Origin of the sequence: Blautia sp. DFI.6.71, assembly GCF_020593585.1 — a bacterium.
GTDB lineage: Bacteria > Bacillota > Clostridia > Lachnospirales > Lachnospiraceae > Blautia_A > Blautia_A wexlerae.
Map to the genome: position 1 here is coordinate 12,683 of NZ_JAJDMJ010000021.1, position 16,078 is coordinate 28,760.

Sequence of the window (16,078 nt, forward strand, 5' to 3'; positions counted from 1 at the left end):
CTCACCACTTTCTATGAAAACAGACTCTGCTGTTCATATTCCGTCTGTTGGTTAAGCAGAGTCGGTGTCTGGTGCAGAAGTACAGGCATTTTGTTATTATCAAACCAGTCTGTAATTTGTTCCCTTTCCAAGATCAAAGGCATACGATTATGGATTTTTTTCATGGAATCATTCGCTGTGGTAGTCAGGATCACAAATCTTCGTTCATTCTCAAACCAGTCACAGAACCCTGCCATGTACAGCACAGAGGAATCAGGTCTGGTAAAGGTACTCTTTTCTTTCAGGGAATTCCATTCATAGAACCCACCTGCCGGAATCAACAGCCGGTGATATAAGATTCCGTTCTGAAAAGAAGGTTTATCCATGACGGTTTCCACCCTTGCATTGATGACCGGATTTTTACCTTTTGACAGGGGATATCCCCATCTGCACATACCCAGTTCCAGTCTATGTTCTGACTGTCCAATGACCGGTGCGACATCGGTCGGACGGATATCTCCTTGTGTCAGCCGAATCCTCCCATCTATGTTCTGTACCACTCTGGAAATCTCCTCCATCATATTGGGATCTATATAATATCTGCTGCACATATTCTCTCCTATTTTAGAATCTTTCTTATCTGCGTATCTGCGGCTTCTGGATAAAGCTGTTTCATATGATCAACAATTTTTCCCAAGGATGTCCGCGGATCTTCCTTATAACAGGAAGTAACATGGTCATATCCATAAATGTGTTCCGGAGAAGAATACACAGCCACATCCCAGCCGTACTCCACGCCTTTTTGATTGATCCTTTTCCGAAAGTCGCAGTTACACAGATATGTCTGCATCATAAGGCTGGTAATGGCTCCGTCAAATCCCTTTTCGCCATCTTTTCCAAATCCAGCCAATTTTTTCAATTCGTAGGAGTAGATTTCTGCATCATTTTCCATAAAATGATCCATAATATTCTTATGTTTGATCGGTGCTTTTTCATCCTCAAACAGAGCATCAAAATCATAGCCGTCCCTGCGGTAGTTGGCAAATACCGGCAGCCATTTTTTGGAAATAAACCCGGCTTTTTTGGCAAAGAATTTTCCGTAAAGAACATCATGTCTTTTGGCAATGGCAATCCTCCATCTCCACGGATCCCTCACCGGATCATCAGACCACCAATATTCTGCCACTGTCCGTTCCTCCAGAGAAAACCCCGGAATTTCGTTCTTAAAAAGAGGAAGAAAACCAACCCGGTTGATATATTCGACTGCTTCATCCACATCGTGGATGCATTTCGGATCATCCCATGTTACTCCATGAATGATCCATTCCCCTGCTTCGTTTCCCATGACTTTCTCCTTTCTGTATTTTGCTGTTTTAAGTATACCACATATTGACAAGGCAAGACAAAGATATATATTTTTATCGAAAAAATTGATGACATTTTTGTTACTGTTCATACACAATGTCATTAACTTAAGCAATTTGCCAATACTGCATTGATGAAAATATCAGCAGAAGGATTTAATTATGATAAAAAAGGGAATATTGAGGGATTAAGATGCAATGTCTTGCTGAAATTCGGGTATAACAAAAAGACAAAATCAATATTTAATATTGAAATTTGTCTAAAGATGAAATATAGTAATATACCACCTTCTGCAATAACTGGTTTATCCACCATTTTTGTGTTAATATAAAAGTAATAAAATACATTTAAGGACAAGAAGGGTGTAAATATTATGGATATTTCAGATTTTGTTAAGAAAGCAAAAGAATATAATGTTCTTGGAATCAAAATTTCAAAAGATAATGAACTTGCAGCAGAGTGGTACAGCGAACCGGAATGCAGAAGGAATATTTATTCTGCAACAAAGAGCTTCACATCCTGTGCAGTTGGCTTTGCTGTTCAGGAAGGGCTGATCGATCTTAATGAAAAACTAACAGAAGCATTTTCAGGTGACTTGCCGGAGTGTATAGATGAGAACCTGAAAGAAGCAACTGTTCGTGATCTTCTTACCATGTGCCTTGGACAGGAGAAGGGCAGTCTGATGGGAGAACAACGACCTTTATATGAAGAAGATAACTGGGTAAAAATGTCTCTGGCTATTCCCTTTAAGTATAAGCCGGGTACACATTTTGTGTATAATAACGTTGGCCCCTATCTGGCAGGCATTCTTGTACAAAGACGCTCCGGCTGCGATCTGGTTTCTTACCTTACACCCAGACTTTTTTCCAAACTTGGAATAAAACGTCCTACATGGGAGACTGATCCACTTGGAAACAGTTTTGGAGCCGGCGGATTATTTCTGACCCTTTCTGAACTTCACAAATTTGGACTGTTTTATCTTAACAAAGGCAAGTGGAATGGAAAACAGATACTGTCTGAGAAATGGATAGAAGAAAGTACAAAGGCAGCTGATGTTGGATACTATGGTTATCTTTTCTGGCGTGGTGAATATAATTCTTTCCGGGCGGATGGAAAATACTCCCAGATATCTATGATCCTTCCGAAAAAAAACGCAGTCGTTTCGTTTGTTTCAGAATGCCGCAGGGGAGACGAACTTCTGAAGACAGTTTATGAGCTTGTCTGCGCAAAATTATAATATCTTTTCTCCGCGGAAAAACAATCTTCTCTTTCTATAATGCTGAGTTAGTGGAGCAGAAAAGCGACGGGTTTCCCCGCCGCAATATCTCTTATACTTGATCAACCACCATTGGTTCTGTCTCTCTGTAGAACCGCCGCTGCTCTACCCTGAAAAGCTGCTCCAGTCGTGCCGGGCTGTCTAGTCGCCCTTCGTACTCCTCTTTATTCTCCGCATGTATAATAAACGGAGCAATATCTGCCTGCAGGCATTGCACAAATGCAATGATGCGGGCTACCTTTGCGTCACCGCCGATTTTAATCTGTTCTATATGGAACGCTGCGATGTCTCTAAGCGTTTTGGGTTGTTCCTCTACATCGCCCGGTATGTTCTGCCCCGTTCCAAGCCGCCTCTGTATCTCCTGTATATCTCCGCCAGACAGACTATGTATACACTCTGTAATCGCATACTGCAGTGCCGCAAAGTGCCTGTCTGTATTTATGATATCCTCAGCGCGAAACATCGTCTCGCCTTCGTTTGCATATATAAGCCCACTCTCAAACATACTGATTATGTTACGTTTTGACAGCTCGCCGCCGTCTAACCTGCCCTCATTATAAGCAAATTCGCACTGTACATACTCGTAAACACCGCCACCCCGGCCGCATCTGCTCGTAACGCAAGAGCCTTCAAATAAGAGCTGCCGCTTCAATTTTCTCATATATTCATCCACGCTTTACACCTCCCACATTGACAGTATAACATGAGAAAAGCATTAAACAAGGCGACTCATGCCAAAACTATGAATCTCCTTATTTAATAAAGGTTCGAAGTATCCCTCCGGGTATATCTATGTCTTATTTTTGATTAATCTCTGCGAATCCAGCAGCATCTATCCATTTCCAAGATCAACATAAGAACTCTTCTCTTCGTAGTGGTCTATGACGCTACGTGTTTTGGTTTCTGTAACTGTCTCGTAATGGTCGAGAACGTCTTTGTAGGATTGAATTTCACTTTTTGTATATTGCAGCCTCGCATCATCGGGCAGCGACCAGTCACTTTCATTGTGAGTTACAACCTCTTCAATGTCAATGGTTCTTTCCCAATTCAAGTCATCAATCGTTACGTTTTTGATCTTCGGTGCCAGGCATGACATCATGCCAAAAATGATTGCTGCGAAGATTCCCATCTTTTCCTCTTCCTGCTGCCTCATCTCGAAGTAGTTTCTCTCCGAATCTTCTTTTGTGGCACCACAATTTTTGCAGACATTCAGATCGTCGCTGTTAAGACTGCCGCAAAAGCTGCACTGCCAGTCCGGATTACGGCTGATCTTTTCTGCTTCCTCCTCAGAAACATATTTAATTTCATCCGGCATATAGAATTTTGTATTTTCGTCCTGCGGATGCCCACAATCGGGACAGGTTTTTTGACCGGCTCTAATCCTTTTATTCCCACAAAACGTGCAATCCCAGAGACCTTCGATTATCTTTCCCATACAGACTCTCCTCTTCTTTTCCCTCAATAACAATTCCAACAAGTGTTTATATTCCACTTCGGTTTTATAATTTTGTGCAGTTTTTTATTTGCTCATTTATAGATTACTGTTTATTTTTCATCTCTGCTACTCTGTCCAGAATCTGTTTCTTTAATTCTTCTACATTATCTGTCCGATATTTTAATCCTGCTGCGGAGATATGTCCTCCACCGCCAAAAGGTTTCAACAGTTCATTAACATTGATCCATTTCCCGTCTGAACGGAAAGAACATCTCCACCCGTTTTCTTCTTCCTCATACATAGTAAAACCAAGTTCAATATCGTCGCAATCGCGCAGGATCGTGCTGATACAGTGGATGTCTTCGTATGTGATATCTTTTTCGGCAATTTCCTTCTGTCCCATAATGACATAAGCAACCCGGCCATCCATCGCACGTACTGCCCCATGAAGAATATCGGCTCTTTTGTACAGAATGTCCAAGGTATCACTGTGTAAGGTTTTCATAATCCTGCCATGGTCAACTCCCATAGCCATCAGATCAGCTACTGCCTGAAAAATACCCTGGTTTGCCCTTGCCAGTCCTCCGGTATCATGCAGGATGCCAAGGTAAATATAATCTGCGGCATTGGGGTACGCTTCCTTTTGGGCTGCATTTAGAAGCAGTTCGGGAGAAAGCATATGGTATACATTTTCCGCACATGCCTCAGAAACCTTTGTCCAGTTCACATCTCCGTATCCTTCATTGGAAGCATGATGATCAACAACAATGCTGGCAGCGGCATTTTGGTAATATTCCAATCCGATCATACGCTCCAGAGTTGCATTATCACAGATTATGACACAATATTGTTTTCCGGATATATCCGGCATCTCAAAAGGAACAAATATCTTATCTTCCACGACCATCTTTTTCGGACCGCGCTCCAGCGTTTTTGCAAGGTATGGAAACACCCTGTATTGTGGATAATTGACATGGATATAGTGCGCAAGGCTCATCACCGATCCGGCAGCATCGCCATCCGGATTTAAGTGTCCCAGAATCACTACAGTGTCCAGATTGTGCGTCTGCATGGTTTCATCAAAAACAGTATCAAAATTAAACTCTGTCATTCCTACCTCCTTCGTATATCACTTCCCTGTTATATTTTAATTTTATCATCTAACAGATCAGATAGCAAGTTGTGGGCACATACAAGCAAAAACACCTCGCGGAATAGTGATGTGTGAACAGTAACCAAAATTCATTACAGATTGCATTATTTTGCGGAATTGCTATAGAACCAAAAGAGACAAAAGAGACCACTTGTCTCTTTTGGTCTCTTTTCTGTCTCTTTTTAAAAAACTATAGCAATTTCGTAAGATTTCTATAGTTTTTTCAGGGTTTCTGTACTATAATGAAACCCATAAAGAGATTGTCATATCAAAAATAGTAATCTAATTTTCTGCCAGAAAATCAGATCATCTCCCCTCAAACTGGAAATTCAGGGAAAGTTGTTCTGATATTATTATGAAAAAGATGATCGAAGCCCAGGAAAGACAGATGTCCAGTGGTTCCCAGGGCGGACAGTACTAATCAGATAAAAGCCTCTCAGTTGAGGAACTGAAAAAAACCGATGGTGATGACTGAAAACAGTCAAATCCATCGGTTTTTCTATAAAAGCGAATTAATAAAATCAGATCATCCCTATCAGATGTACGATCAGTGCAGCCACCCAGGCAATCACACACTGCCATACCACAACACCAACAGCCCATTTGCTACCCATTTCACGTTTGATTGAAGCGATAGCCGCCACACATGGTGTATAGAGCAAACTGAATACCAGCAGGGATGCTGCTGCCAGCGGAGTCAGTACAGAGGCAATATTTCCACTGAAAAGTACTTCCAGAGTAGATACCACGCTCTCTTTTGCCATAAATCCGCTGATAAGAGCTGTACAGATTCTCCAGTCTCCCAGTCCGATTGGTTTAAATATAGGTGCCAGGACTCCCGCCACCATTGCCAGAATACTGTCTGCAGAATCTTTTACAAGATTTAAATGCAGATCAAAGCTCTGCAGGAACCAGATTATCATTGATGCAAGCAGGATAATAGAAAACGCTCTCTGCAGGAAATCTTTTGCTTTTTCCCACAAAAGCTGACCTACATTCCTTGCTCCCGGCAGCCGGTAATTGGGAAGTTCCATGACAAACGGGACGGGATCTCCCTTGAAAAGAGTTCTGTTATACAAAAATGCCGCCAGAACTCCCACCAAAATTCCAAGCAGGTAAAGACCTGCCATAATAAATCCGCCCTTCTTCGGGAAAAAAGCACTTACAAAGAAAGAATAAATCGGCAGCTTCGCAGTACAGCTCATAAATGGAGTCAGCAAAATCGTCATCTTTCTGTCACGCTCACTTGTAAGTGTACGTGTGGCCATAACAGCCGGAACCGTACATCCGAATCCGATCAGCATTGGTACAATGCTTCTTCCGGAAAGGCCGATCTTACGCAGAAGTTTGTCCATCACAAAAGCAACACGTGCAACGTATCCGCTGTCTTCCATAAGAGACAGAAAGAAAAACAGGGTTACGATAATCGGCAGAAAACTGAGTACACTTCCCACACCTGTAAAAATACCATCAATGACCAGGCTATGCATGGCACTGTTTACATTTGCTGCTGTCAGTGCTACATCTACCAGCGCAGAAACCTTATCAATTCCAATCTCCAGAAGCCCCTGAAGCCACGCTCCGATCACATTAAAGGTAAGATAAAATACCAGTACCATGATTCCGATGAAACAGGGAATCGCTGTATATTTTCCTGTAAGAATCTTATCAATTTTCTCACTTCTGATTCTCTCCTTACTCTCTTTTGGCTTTACAACTGTCTGTTCACACAAACGCTCAATAAAGTCAAAACGCATATCTGCGATCGCAGCGCTTCTGTCAACCTGACGCTCTGTTTCCATCTGCTGTACGATATGCTCCAGCATATCCGTCTCATTTGTGTCCAGCTTCAGCTTCTCAAGAATCAGCGGATCTCCCTCGATTGCCTTGGTTGCTGCAAAACGGGTAGGAATATCAGCCTGCGCCGCATGATCCTCAATCAGGTGCATGACCGCATGAATACAGCGGTGTACTGCACCGTCATGGTCACTCTTATCACAGAAATCCTGACGCAGTGGATGTTCCTGATATTTCGCTATATGTAACGCATGGTCAACCAGCTCATCAACCCCTTCATTCTTTGCTGCGGAAATAGGGATTACAGGTACTCCAAGCAGCGATTCCATCTTATTTACATCTATAGAACCCTGATTTCCCAGCACTTCATCCATCATGTTCATTGCAACTACCATAGGAATATCCATCTCCAGAAGCTGCATGGTCAGATACAGGTTTCTCTCAATATTGGTAGCATCCACAATGTTGATGATCGCACTTGGTTTCTCATCCAGGACAAAATTTCTGGAGACAATCTCCTCACTGCTGTAAGGGGACATGGAATAAATTCCCGGAAGGTCTGTGATTTCTGTATCCGGATGGCCTTTAATCGAACCGGTCTTGCGATCCACCGTTACTCCTGGAAAGTTTCCCACATGTTGACTGGAACCTGTCAGTTGGTTAAACAGTGTAGTTTTTCCACAGTTCTGATTTCCCACCAATGCGTACGTCAGTGTAGTTCCCTCAGGCAGTGGATGTTCATCTTCTCTGGAATGATACTTTCCATCCTCTCCAAGTCCCGGATGTGCCAGGTCGCTTACAGCCTCTATTCCGGCGTGACTTCTGCTTCGCTTCGGGATCTGTTCGATTTCTATCTGCTCTGCTTCCGCAAGTCTTAATGTCAGTTCATATCCATGTACCTGCAATTCCATGGGATCTCCCATGGGTGCAAACTTCACGACTGTGACCTCAGCTCCTGGAATCATACCCATATCCAGGAAATGCTGACGCAGGGCACCCTTGCCGCCAACCGACGTGATCACAGCACTTTTTCCGATTTCCAAATCTTTTAATGTCATTTTCAGTCGCTCACCTTTTGTATTTGTATTTGGTTATCATCGTCGTTATTATAGCAATCCTCGTAAATAATGCATCTTAATCCAGCCCATCAGAGTGTGAAACCCTGCTGAACTGTCTTAAATGCATTATTTACGAGGATTGCTATAGCCGATTTTTCTCAATAACCTTATGCAGATAGCTTATACTAACTGATAATTTTTGTCAAGTAGCAGGTATGTCTCAATTTTTTATAACCGAAAGCACAAAAAACTCAGATGAATTTATGTTATCATCTGAGTTTCTCAATGTCTTAACCTGACAGGTCATTAAACCTGTCTGTGATTACTTCATTACTTATTATTCTGATCATTCTCAAGTAACTGATTTATGTGATTGCCATAAGATTTGGAAATTGTTCTTATTTTTTATATGTCAGATCCACACAGAACCAGTGATATCACCGTTAATTACATAATATGCTTTGTTCTCTTCAGGTTTGATATAAATCTTAATATCTTTGAGATCTTTCTCCTTTTTACCCAGTTCGTCTGTCCAGATTCTTCTGACATTACTTAAAATATTTTTTGTATATACTTCTCTGCCCATGAACTGAATATATACTTCTGCTGTTGCTTCTTTCTTAGTGGTTCTTCTTGTTGTCTTCTTCTCGGCAGCGGTCTCTTCAGCCGGTTTCTCAGCTGTCTTAGCAGGGGCCTTCTTTGTAGTTCTTTTCGTTGTTTTTGTTGGTTTTGCAGCAGTCTTTGTTGTTTTAGCTGTCTCTTTTTTCTCGGCTTCTTTCTCTGTTTCTGCCGGTTTCTTTTCTACAGTGTCTGCTGCTTTAGCTGTTTCTTTCTTCTCGGTTTCTTTCTCTGCTTCTGCTGATTTCTTTTCTGCAGTCTTTCTTGTTCTTCTTGCTGCCGGTTTCTTTGCTGTTGTTTCTTTCTTTACAGTCTCTGTTTCAGCAGTTTCTTTCTTGTTTGCTTCTTTATTTACAGCTACTTCTTCAGCAGTTGTCTTTGCAGGAGCCTCTTTAACTTCGGTTGTCTTCGCAGTGGATGTGTTGAGATCTGCTGTAGTTGCTTTTGTTGCCATATGATTAGCCTCCTTACAAGGTATAAGTATTCGTAACTGCTCAGTTTTGTACAGTTACAGGTATTCTTATGTTACCGAAAATATGATAAACAGTAACATTCTTTTATGAAAATAGAATACTACGAATCTTCTGCTTTTGCAATGTTTTTCTGTTTTTATAATTTAGGCATCTTATGAACAGTAACATGAACAGTATTATTTTTTACTCTGTATCCGTCATTTTCTATAGTCCTAGATTCTGCAGATCTTCCTTCATATATGCCAAAAGTCTCCTCTGAAGTTCCTCATTCTGCGGAAGGCTTAAATCCCCGTCAAGGGACAGAATCTCTGCGGCCGTCTCACTGGCAGCCTTCAGGATATCCGCATCCTGATAGATATCCCCCAGTTTAAATTCCAGCAGACCACTCTGTCGGATTCCAAAAAGATCACCAGGACCGCGAAGCTTCAGATCCTCTCCTGCAATATAAAATCCATCGTTGGATTTATTCAGGATCTGCAGACGTTTAGAAATCTCTTTTGCACCATTTCCCTGCATAAAAATGCAATATGACTGATATTCCCCTCTACCGACACGCCCGCGAAGCTGATGAAGCTGTGCCAGCCCGAAACGCTCGGCATTCTCCACCATCATCACTGTAGCATTAGGCACATTCACTCCTACCTCAACTACAGTAGTAGATACCAGAATCTGAATTTCCCCTGCGGCAAAAGCCTCCATGATCACATTCTTCTCTTTCGCTTTCATCTTTCCATGAAGAGAAGCAATCTTTATATCCGGCGAAAAAACATTGCGAAGCTTCAGGGTATAATCCAGCACATTTTCCCCATCCATCCCTTCGCTCTCCTCCACCATTGGACAGATCACATAAACCTGCCGTCCCTGACGGATCTGCTTCTCCATAAAGGAATAAGCCTTCGGCCTGTAAGAAGTATCCACCACACAATTTTTAATGGGAAGTCTCTGCGCAGGAAGTTCATCAATTACTGAAATATCCAGATCCCCGTATATAATGATCGCCAGCGTCCTTGGAATCGGTGTAGCACTCATCACCAGCACATTAGGCGGGTTTCCCATAGTAGTCAGTGCTTCCCTCTGTTTCACACCAAAACGATGCTGCTCATCTGTAATAACCAGTCCAAGATTATTGTACTGCACTTTTTCCTGAATCAGCGCATGCGTTCCTATCACCAGGTTAGCCTCTTTTGACGCGATCAGCGCATATTTTTCCCTTTTCTCCTTCGCAGTATCTGATCCTGTCAGCAAAACCGGATGCCCAAAATCAATATTCTGTTCCTGCAGCAATTTCTCCATTGCCTGAAAATGCTGCCTTGCAAGAACCTCCGTAGGTGCCATAAGCACTGCCTGATATCCATTCTCCACAGTCATGATCATTGCGAGAAACGCAAGGATTGTCTTACCGCTTCCCACATCTCCCTGCACCAGTCTAGACATCAGGGCCTGGCCGCTTAAATCCCTCTCAATCTCATGCCACACATTCAACTGCGCCTTTGTCAGATCATAGGGCAGACTTTCAATAATCTGCTCTGTCGTCCACACCGGATGCATGGGAAACGCATTCGGTGCTTCCTCCGTCTTCTCCTTCAAAGACTGCACAGCAAGAATAAAAAGAAGAAACTCGTCAAACACCAACCTTCTCCTTGCAGCTAACAGCTCCTGCATATTTTTGGGAAAATGAATCGCAGGAATCGCAAAATTCCTGTCTGCCAGGTGATACCTCTCCTTATACTCATCTGCCAGATACTCTGCCTGAAGCTTCTGCTCATCAAGCACCTGATGGATCAGCTTCACGATCGTCTTATTAGAAAGCCCTGCAGTCAGTCCATAAATCGGCTGAAGACTGTGCAGAATCTCCTCATAAGCCGCAGGCGTAAAAATCTCAGGGTGCTCCATCTGCAGCTTCCCCTGCTTCCTGACGACACGCCCCCGCAGAACAAACCTGCTGCCTTTCCTGACTGCAGAGCGCAGATACGGTGCATTAAACCACGTAACAGAAATTTTCCCCGTAAAATCTGCCACAGTGGTCGTGATTACCTGAAGATTCCGCACCTGATTCACATACACACCCGTTATAACCGCCACAGAAATCGCCACAACAGCTCCCTCTTCCAGAGACTGGATCTCAACAGGCTCCTCATACGCATCATAATTACGTGGATAATAACTCAGAAGAGATTCCATATCCGTAACTCCTATTTTCGCAAATAACTTTTCCGTTTTCTCCCCCACGCCCTTCAAAGTACGCAAAGATGTTGACATATACCACCGATTCCTTTCTACTACAATATAATTATGAATATCCCTTACAGCCAGTAAAAATTATCTATCTTATCCCTGCAAAAAATAACCAAATCAAGCAACCCTCATTCTTCAATCACAATAATCTGCCGACAATAAACTTCCACTATCCAAATCTCAGGCAGGAAAATATTTGTGTCAGGATGCATTTGCAGGTATCTTAGAGATTCTTAGGCGAAAAAAATCTGCGTTATGAGCCGGCTGCATCACTGTCTGAGCGAAGTTTGCAACGGAGCGAGTTTGACAAGACGGCTCATGCTTTTAGCAGATTTTTTTCACCTTAGAATCTCTTAGATGCCGAAACCGCATCCTGACACAAATATTTTCCTGCCGTCCCCTTTTATAACACGAAAACGGATATACCCACCCTCAACAATGGCCTATACCCGTTTTCATCACATGAACTATTCGTTTATCTCTCTCAAAAACTCTATTATCCTACTCTACAGAAATAACATAATAATAAATCGGCTGTCCACCCGCATTCAGTTCCACATCACACTCCGGATAAGCCTCCTCCAGAACCGTTGCCAGCTCCTCAGCTTCAGCCTCCTCAGTATCAGCACCATAATAAATACTGATCACCTCAGACTCATCATCCACCATCTGGGCAACTGTCTCCTTGGCAACTTCCATGCGGTCCTTGCCAACAGCCAGGATTCCATGATCACCGATACCCATCATATCACCCTCATGGATCTCCTTATCATCAATCCTTGTATCACGCACAGCATACGTGATCTGTCCGGTCTTCACATGTTCGATTGCCTGAAGCATAGCCTCAGTATTCTCCGCACTGTTCTTCTCGGGCACATAACTGATCATGGCAGTAATTCCCTGCGGAATGGTCTTAGTCGGCACAACCACGATCTCTTTATCCTCAGTAAGATCCCTTGCCTGGTTTGCAGCAAGAACAATATTCTTATTGTTCGGGAAAATATAAATAGTCTTTGCATTTACTTTTGCAATGGCATTGAGCATATCCTCTGTACTCGGGTTCATCGTCTGACCGCCCTCGATCAGGTAATCCACACCCAATTCCTTAAAGATCTCTGTCATTCCCTTTCCCACAGATACGGAAATAAAGCCAACTTCCTTCGGCGGCTGTGCTGCTTCTTCTTTTTCTTCCTGTTCTGCCTGCTCTTTCGCCATTTTCTCGGCATCCTTTATAAGCTTCTCCTGATGCTCCTCACGCATATTGTCGATCTTCATACGTGAAAGTGCACCAAAGGTAAGAGCTTTCTCAATAGCCTGTCCGGGATGATTGGTATGAACATGAACCTTCACGATCTCGTCATCTGCAACAAGCACAATAGAATCACCAAGGGACATCAGGAATTTCTTAAATTCATGCTCTGTCTCCTCGGACATCGGCTGGTTCAGAAGAATAATAAACTCTGTACAATAACCAAATTTAATATCAGCCTCTGTCTGTGCATCGATCTTAGTCACAGCAGGACCTTTTGCCTTGTCAAACTGTGTATAATCAATCTCCTTGCCAAGGAAACCATCATATGCACCATGGTATACTTCCAGAAGTCCCTGTCCACCGGAATCCACTACTCCTGCTTCTTTCAGAACCGGCAGCATCTCCGGTGTCTTTGCCAGAGTTTCCTCCGCATGAGCGATCACGCTCTGGAAAAATGTATCCAAATCCTCTGCTGTCTCCGCAAGCTCTACAGCCTTGGCAGCAGCCTCTCTTGCAACAGTAAGGATTGTTCCTTCCTTCGGTTTCATGACTGCCTTATATGCAGTCTCCACACCTTTCTCCATGGCTGCCGCGATATCAATGGCATCCAGTTCCTTACTGTTCTTAACACTTCTGGTAAAGCCACGCAGAAGCTGAGAAAGAATAACACCTGAGTTACCTCTTGCACCGCGCAGGGAACCGGAAGAAATCGCCTTGGCCAGTGACTCCATGTCAGGCTCTCCCAGAGAACCTACTTCTGCTGCTGCTGCCATGATCGTCATTGTCATATTGGTTCCTGTATCTCCATCCGGTACCGGAAATACGTTCAGTTCGTTGATCCATTCTTTTTTAGCTTCCAGATTCTTGGCTCCTGCAAGAAACATCCTGGAAAGTATTCTGGCATCTATGGTTTTGTTATTCACCACAAGTTCCTCCTCTATCCTAATCAATTGCGCGTACACCTTCTACATAAATATCGATCTTATCAATCTCCATTCCTGTAAAGGCCTCGACTTTATATTTGACATTGCTGACAAGGTTGTCTGCAATTGTACTTATATTCACGCCATATGCCACAATAACATGGAAATTCAGGCGGATTTTATTGTCCTCTGTAATTCTGACGCTGATGCCATGTTTCAGGCTGTTCTTTCCAAGAAGCTTTACCAGTCCGTCCTTCATACTGACTGCAGCCATGCCTACGATACCAAAACATTCTACAGCAACGCTTCCTGCGTAGGTTGCAATTACATCTGTGTCAATTATGATCTGACCTAATCCGGAATCTATACGTCCATTCATATGGTTACCTCCAATGCTCATTATTGTATGTAAGTGTATTATAACCTCTTTTCACAGAAAAAGAAATATAATTTTTGAGTTTTTTCCTTTTTTTGCTTGCAAAAGCACAATTCATCTGTTACAATGTAATCTGTTGAACACAAGGTTACTGTTCAGACGCTATGCACACAGCACGACAGTAACAATAAAGCGTCAAGGAGGTGCTATCATGGCTAAATGTGCAATCTGTGAGAAAGCTGCTCATTTCGGAAATAATGTAAGTCATTCACATAGAAGATCCAATAAAATGTGGAAATCTAACGTAAAATCCGTTAAAATCAAGACTGCTGAGGGTGGAGCTAGAAAGACATATGTATGTACTTCTTGCTTAAGATCCGGTAAAGTAGAAAGAGCATAATAACACCATTACCCCTGTTGCAACAGGGGTATTTTTTTGCAAAAAAGACTGTCCCTCTGTTCAGATATTCTTTACCGAATATTCTGCCTGAGCTGACAGTCTTTTTTTATTTCATATGTCAAACGGGATATTCGCAATCTTCTGTAAAGTTAATGACAGAAAAGATGATATCCCAACAACAGGAAAACTCCGGCCGAAACCACCAGAACCACATTTTCTGCGATCAGCATCCCGATTATCATCCCAATCCCTATGAAAAACAGCATAAAGCCGAACAGCTTTTCCAATTCTTCTGCACCTTTTTCATCGGTTTGCTATAGTCTATGCAAAAATTATTTTTCTGATTCGCCGACAGATTCTTCGTCACCTTTTCCGGAGGTAAAACGGTCTACAAAATCCGGAACCATATCAAGGATCTTGGTGAGACCATCCTGATTTTTCACATTGACCAGCTTTGTTGTTCCATTCTGGATTACAAGCACTGCACAGGGAGTCATCTTTCCTGCCATTCCGCCGCCGCCGTTATCCTTCTTCTCTCCGGAAAAAGCACCGGCACCTACACCGAAAGATACATCCATCAGAGGAAGAATGATCGTATCGCCTACATGGATTGCCTCTCCTACCACTGTTTTCGCAGAAATAAAACTGTCCATTCCCTTGAATAATGAATTTACGGTTTCTTTAAAATTGTTTTCATTTGCCATGGTCATGCCCTCCTGGTTTTCCAACGTTTTATAACGTATTTTATATTTTTATTGAAATAAATACTCACTGCTGCCCGCACAGGAACAAATCCGTAGATCCTGCCTTTTGCCCTGATGTTTCCATACAGATAATTCTCACTGTCAAAACGGGGATTGATCTGTATATAATTTTTGTGAAATGGAATTGTCATCCCAAGTACAGCAAGTGCCGCACCTGTCAGCGCCGGATCTTCAAAAGAAAAAGTAACCTGCCCTTCTATCCTTGTAGGAAAAATATGCTTAAGCAAAAATTTTCCATGTTTCCATACAAGCTTTCTGGCAGCTGTCACTCTGGGATGTTCTATAAACGCCTTCCACCAGGACACATTCTTCTTAATCTTCCCGAATGTCCTGCGGATATTTTGCAGTTTTGTACGAATCGACTGAAATATATTTCGGATCCGGTCATAGATCCTTTTTATAAAAAACTGCCTCTTCTTTAGACTATTCCGATCTGTATCATCTGCATTCAGTTCCTGCTGTCCGGATATCTGACTGTTTCTGATCCTCTCTGTATCAGCAGATGTACCTGAAGCTGAATTTCTGTCTGTTTTCAGATCCTCAGTCTCCATATTCTCTGATTTCGGGTGATCAACCACTGATTTTTTATGCTCTTCTTCCCTGTTTCCGTCTGTGCCGGATACAGATACCTTTTCTGCGCCGGATTTCTCCGGATTTTTCCCGGATTTCTTTGTTACAGCCCTCTTCTCCTGCCGTTTTTTCAACAACTTGTCTACGGGAATTCCAAACAGATGAAAGGATATCTCCATCTGCTGATCTTTCCATTCCGCTCTCAGCGAAATCCCATGAAACAGCCAGCTTACGATACCCTCTCCCTCTGTCTGTTTCCAGCCACCTTCTGCCTTGACAGCTGATGCCTTATATCTTACAGGACAGAACAGTACAAGAAGAATTGCCAGTAAAAGAAGGCCCAGCAGAATTCCCAGGATGATCAGTATAAATTTAAGGATCAGCCATAAAATATGTAACATATT

At 42.6% G+C, this 16,078-nt stretch carries 14 protein-coding genes; 2 read left to right on the plus strand and 12 right to left on the minus strand.

The window, feature by feature from the left end; genetic code table 11:
- Positions 1-11: 11 nt before the first annotated feature.
- Positions 12-590, minus strand: coding sequence for an SOS response-associated peptidase (locus LJE12_RS10485; protein WP_173697082.1), 579 nt, complete (start codon positions 588-590; stop codon positions 12-14).
- An 8-nt stretch (positions 591-598) separates the two neighbouring features.
- Positions 599-1,324: an AlkZ-related protein gene (locus LJE12_RS10490; protein ID WP_227226929.1), complete on the minus strand. Its 726-nt coding sequence runs from the start codon at positions 1,322-1,324 to the stop codon at positions 599-601.
- 393 nt (positions 1,325-1,717) lie between these two features.
- On the opposite strand from LJE12_RS10490, the gene LJE12_RS10495 reads away from it, so the two are divergent.
- On the plus strand, positions 1,718-2,581 hold the full coding sequence (locus LJE12_RS10495; protein ID WP_119253713.1) for a serine hydrolase domain-containing protein: 864 nt from the start codon (positions 1,718-1,720) through the stop codon (positions 2,579-2,581).
- 91 nt (positions 2,582-2,672) lie between these two features.
- Here the strand turns inward: LJE12_RS10495 and LJE12_RS10500 are convergent, their stop codons facing one another.
- From LJE12_RS10500 to LJE12_RS10535, 8 genes are all read right to left on the minus strand, one after another.
- Positions 2,673-3,293 (minus strand): hypothetical protein, encoded by a 621-nt coding sequence (locus LJE12_RS10500; RefSeq protein ID WP_227226930.1) that lies wholly within the window; start codon positions 3,291-3,293, stop codon positions 2,673-2,675.
- Between the two features lie 159 nt (positions 3,294-3,452).
- On the minus strand, positions 3,453-4,055 hold the full coding sequence (locus LJE12_RS10505) for a hypothetical protein (RefSeq protein ID WP_173697085.1): 603 nt from the start codon (positions 4,053-4,055) through the stop codon (positions 3,453-3,455).
- A 103-nt stretch (positions 4,056-4,158) separates the two neighbouring features.
- A complete protein-coding gene (locus LJE12_RS10510; protein ID WP_173697086.1) occupies positions 4,159-5,166 on the minus strand; it encodes a DHH family phosphoesterase in 1,008 nt (335 codons plus the stop codon).
- 563 nt (positions 5,167-5,729) lie between these two features.
- On the minus strand, positions 5,730-8,063 hold the full coding sequence (gene feoB / locus LJE12_RS10515) for a ferrous iron transport protein B (RefSeq protein ID WP_173697087.1): 2,334 nt from the start codon (positions 8,061-8,063) through the stop codon (positions 5,730-5,732).
- Between the two features lie 412 nt (positions 8,064-8,475).
- On the minus strand, positions 8,476-9,135 hold the full coding sequence (locus LJE12_RS10520) for a DUF6465 family protein (protein ID WP_008704312.1): 660 nt from the start codon (positions 9,133-9,135) through the stop codon (positions 8,476-8,478).
- 223 nt (positions 9,136-9,358) lie between these two features.
- Positions 9,359-11,413 carry an ATP-dependent DNA helicase RecG gene (gene recG / locus LJE12_RS10525; RefSeq protein WP_227226931.1) on the minus strand — a complete coding sequence of 685 codons (2,055 nt, stop codon included), beginning with the start codon at positions 11,411-11,413 and terminating at the stop codon, positions 9,359-9,361.
- 477 nt (positions 11,414-11,890) lie between these two features.
- Entirely contained in the window at positions 11,891-13,525 is a 1,635-nt protein-coding gene (locus tag LJE12_RS10530) for a DAK2 domain-containing protein (RefSeq protein ID WP_179961419.1), read from the minus strand.
- A 58-nt stretch (positions 13,526-13,583) separates the two neighbouring features.
- Entirely contained in the window at positions 13,584-13,943 is a 360-nt protein-coding gene (locus tag LJE12_RS10535; RefSeq protein WP_020993850.1) for an Asp23/Gls24 family envelope stress response protein, read from the minus strand.
- 208 nt (positions 13,944-14,151) lie between these two features.
- Here LJE12_RS10535 and rpmB point away from each other — a divergent pair, with 208 nt between their 5' ends.
- Positions 14,152-14,340 (plus strand): 50S ribosomal protein L28, encoded by a 189-nt coding sequence (rpmB, locus tag LJE12_RS10540; RefSeq protein ID WP_019161496.1) that lies wholly within the window; start codon positions 14,152-14,154, stop codon positions 14,338-14,340.
- Positions 14,341-14,672: 332 nt separating this feature from the next.
- Here rpmB and LJE12_RS10545 read toward each other — a convergent pair whose 3' ends face one another.
- Positions 14,673-15,044, minus strand: coding sequence for a GerW family sporulation protein (locus LJE12_RS10545; RefSeq protein ID WP_020993849.1), 372 nt, complete (start codon positions 15,042-15,044; stop codon positions 14,673-14,675).
- A gap of 2 nt (positions 15,045-15,046) precedes the next feature.
- Positions 15,047-16,075 (minus strand): DUF2953 domain-containing protein, encoded by a 1,029-nt coding sequence (locus LJE12_RS10550; protein WP_227226932.1) that lies wholly within the window; start codon positions 16,073-16,075, stop codon positions 15,047-15,049.
- Positions 16,076-16,078: the final 3 nt, after the last annotated feature.

Coding starts and splice junctions, on each gene's coding strand:
- LJE12_RS10485 (WP_173697082.1), bottom strand. CDS start 590: ATGTGCAGCAGATATTATATAGATCCCAATATGATGGAGGAGATTTCC.
- LJE12_RS10490 (WP_227226929.1), bottom strand. CDS start 1,324: ATGGGAAACGAAGCAGGGGAATGGATCATTCATGGAGTAACATGGGAT.
- LJE12_RS10495 (WP_119253713.1), top strand. CDS start 1,718: ATGGATATTTCAGATTTTGTTAAGAAAGCAAAAGAATATAATGTTCTT.
- LJE12_RS10505 (WP_173697085.1), bottom strand. CDS start 4,055: ATGGGAAAGATAATCGAAGGTCTCTGGGATTGCACGTTTTGTGGGAAT.
- LJE12_RS10510 (WP_173697086.1), bottom strand. CDS start 5,166: ATGACAGAGTTTAATTTTGATACTGTTTTTGATGAAACCATGCAGACG.
- feoB (WP_173697087.1), bottom strand. CDS start 8,063: ATGACATTAAAAGATTTGGAAATCGGAAAAAGTGCTGTGATCACGTCG.
- LJE12_RS10520 (WP_008704312.1), bottom strand. CDS start 9,135: ATGGCAACAAAAGCAACTACAGCAGATCTCAACACATCCACTGCGAAG.
- recG (WP_227226931.1), bottom strand. CDS start 11,413: ATGTCAACATCTTTGCGTACTTTGAAGGGCGTGGGGGAGAAAACGGAA.
- LJE12_RS10530 (WP_179961419.1), bottom strand. CDS start 13,525: ATGTTTCTTGCAGGAGCCAAGAATCTGGAAGCTAAAAAAGAATGGATC.
- LJE12_RS10535 (WP_020993850.1), bottom strand. CDS start 13,943: ATGAATGGACGTATAGATTCCGGATTAGGTCAGATCATAATTGACACA.
- rpmB (WP_019161496.1), top strand. CDS start 14,152: ATGGCTAAATGTGCAATCTGTGAGAAAGCTGCTCATTTCGGAAATAAT.
- LJE12_RS10545 (WP_020993849.1), bottom strand. CDS start 15,044: ATGGCAAATGAAAACAATTTTAAAGAAACCGTAAATTCATTATTCAAG.
- LJE12_RS10550 (WP_227226932.1), bottom strand. CDS start 16,075: ATGTTACATATTTTATGGCTGATCCTTAAATTTATACTGATCATCCTG.